Origin of the sequence: Rubrivirga sp. (assembly GCF_049648075.1) — a bacterium.
Lineage (GTDB): Bacteria > Bacteroidota > Rhodothermia > Rhodothermales > Rubricoccaceae > Rubrivirga.
This window is the reverse complement of record NZ_JBARYR010000396.1, coordinates 1-2,137: the sequence shown is the minus strand read 5'-3', so window position 1 is coordinate 2,137 and position 2,137 is coordinate 1. Positions and strand designations below refer to the sequence as shown.

At 70.8% G+C, this 2,137-nt stretch carries 2 protein-coding genes and 1 pseudogene; all 3 read left to right on the top strand.

Annotation, left to right across the window (positions count from 1 at the left end; all coding sequences use genetic code 11):
* Positions 1-322 (top strand): annotated as a pseudogene (locus WBA11_RS11395) (hypothetical protein); the annotation flags it as partial.
* Positions 323-391: 69 nt separating this feature from the next.
* Positions 392-1,168 (top strand): hypothetical protein, encoded by a 777-nt coding sequence (locus WBA11_RS11390; RefSeq protein ID WP_424520807.1) that lies wholly within the window; start codon positions 392-394, stop codon positions 1,166-1,168.
* A gap of 118 nt (positions 1,169-1,286) precedes the next feature.
* A partial coding sequence (locus WBA11_RS11385; protein WP_424520806.1) for a sensor histidine kinase occupies positions 1,287-2,137 on the top strand: 851 nt, incomplete at its 3' end.

Genomic DNA, 2,137 nt, shown 5'->3' with positions numbered 1-2,137 from the left:
GCTCGGCGCTCGGCTCCGCGTCTCGTCGGGACGTCCCGTGACGCCGGTCGCGGGCGCCTTCGAGGCCGACGGGTTCGCGCTCCCCCTCGAGGGCGCGGTCGGGTCCGAGCGGCTGCCGGCCTACGTGCGCCTCGACCTCAACGTGAGCCGGACGGTCCGCGTGCCGGGCGTTGGCGCGGTGGTCTTGTTCGGGGCCGTCAACAACGTGCTCGACCGCGGCAACGTCGTCGGACGGGTCTACGCGCCGGACTACGGCTCCTTCCAAGACGACGTGACGGCCTATCGCCGCTCGGTCTACGTCGGCGCCTCGCTCCTTCTCTAAGTCAGCGTCCTCAAACGTCTTCAGACTGACGCGACCAACTCACACCTAGTACCTCCAACCACTACTCCAATGAACCTCCGAATCGCACTCCTCCTCTTCATCGCGGCGCCCCTCGCCGCCCAACCCGACGCGACCGCCGTCGTCGAGCGCGGCCGTGACCTGGTCACTGCCGGCCACCTGTCCGGCTCCGTCGACTCTCTGATGGCCGCCCGCGCCACGCTTGGCATCGCCCTCGAGGCCGACGACCCTGACGCGGCCGCGTGGGCCGGCTACTACACGGCTCTCGCCGACTACCGTCTGAGCTACATCTTCTGGGGCCAGGACGCGGCCCGTGCGCTCCAGCACGCCGAGCAGGGGGCGGCCGTCCTCGAGGACGCGCTCGCGACGTCCGGTCTTGGGGACGACGCCCGAGCAGAGATGCTCGCTCTCAAGGCGACGCTCCTTGGCACCCAGATGGGGCTCGACCAGTCCCGCGCCATGTCACTCGGCCAGGCCGCGACCCAGGCGACGGCGACCTCGATGCGGCTGGCACCCGGCAACCCGCGCGTGCTGTTCCAGAGCGCGACGTCGCTCCTCAACACGCCGCCGGAGTGGGGCGGAGACCCCGCGCTCGCGGCGACCCAGCTCGAGGACGCCATCACTCGATTCGGCGCGTCGACGGGCCTCGAACCCGGATGGGGAGAAGACGACGCGAACGCCTGGCTCGGGATGGCACACCTGATGATGGGCGACGCCTCGGCTGCCCGGCCCTACATCGACCGTGCGGCCTCGCTCAACCCGTCCTCGTCATTCGTGCAGTACAAGCTTATGCCGTGGCTCGAGCAGCTCGAGGGCGAGGAAGGCTGATCGTCCAAGCGCCTGCGCCCTCGAGGCCGACCTCGAGGGCGCGGACGGCGCTCGCCGTTGTCTCTGCCAGGCCCTCCTAGATTGTAGGCCGATGACGTCGCGATCTCCTTCGAACAGCGTGCCTCGGATCGGCCGGAAAGGGCTGGCCGTCATTGCGTTGGTGTGGATCGCGTACACACTCGCGTACGCCGTGGCGGTGTCCATCTTCGCCCGGATCCCGCTCGCGATCGCGCTCGACAGCCAGATCCTGACGAGCTTGATCTGCGCGGCGCTCAGCGCCCCGGTGTGGCTCGTGGTCGTCCGCGGCTTGGACGGGCGAGTCGGCCGCCAGATCTGGGCGCACGCCGCGTCGCTGCCGGTCTACGCCGTCGGGAGCACGGCGTTGCTGGGAGCGATCTACGCCGCGCGCGGGGCGGACGGAGGCGTTGAGGCCGTCCGAGACCAGTTCGGCTGGATCGCGGTCGGGAGCGCCATGCTCTACATCGCTCAGTTCGCGGCCTACCACGCGCTCGCGGCGTCGCAGCGGGCAACCCGCGAGCGACGAGCCTTGGACGAGGCGCGAGCCCTGGCGCGGGAGCAGGAGTTGCGGTCGCTGCGCGCCCAGCTCAACCCGCACTTCCTGTTCAACGCGCTCAACGCGATCAGCGCCGAGGTCGGTCAGGATCCCGGCGAGGCGCGCGAGATGATCGGGCGGCTCAGCGGCCTGCTCCGCTACTCGCTCGCCTCCGGCCGCCGCGACTTGGTCCCGCTCGCCGACGAGGTCGCGTTCGTCCGCGACTACCTCGCCCTCGAGTCCGCCCGCATGGGCGACCGGCTCGTCGCCACCGTCGAGGTCGACGACCGCGCCCTCGAGGTCGAGGTCCCGCCGATGTCGGTCCAGACGTTGGTCGAGAACGCCGTCCGCCACGGGATCGCGCCGCTCCGCGAGGGCGGCCAGGTCACCGTCACGGCCGCCGTCGAGGGCAACAC

Coding starts and splice junctions, on each gene's coding strand:
- WBA11_RS11390 (WP_424520807.1), top strand. CDS start 392: ATGAACCTCCGAATCGCACTCCTCCTCTTCATCGCGGCGCCCCTCGCC.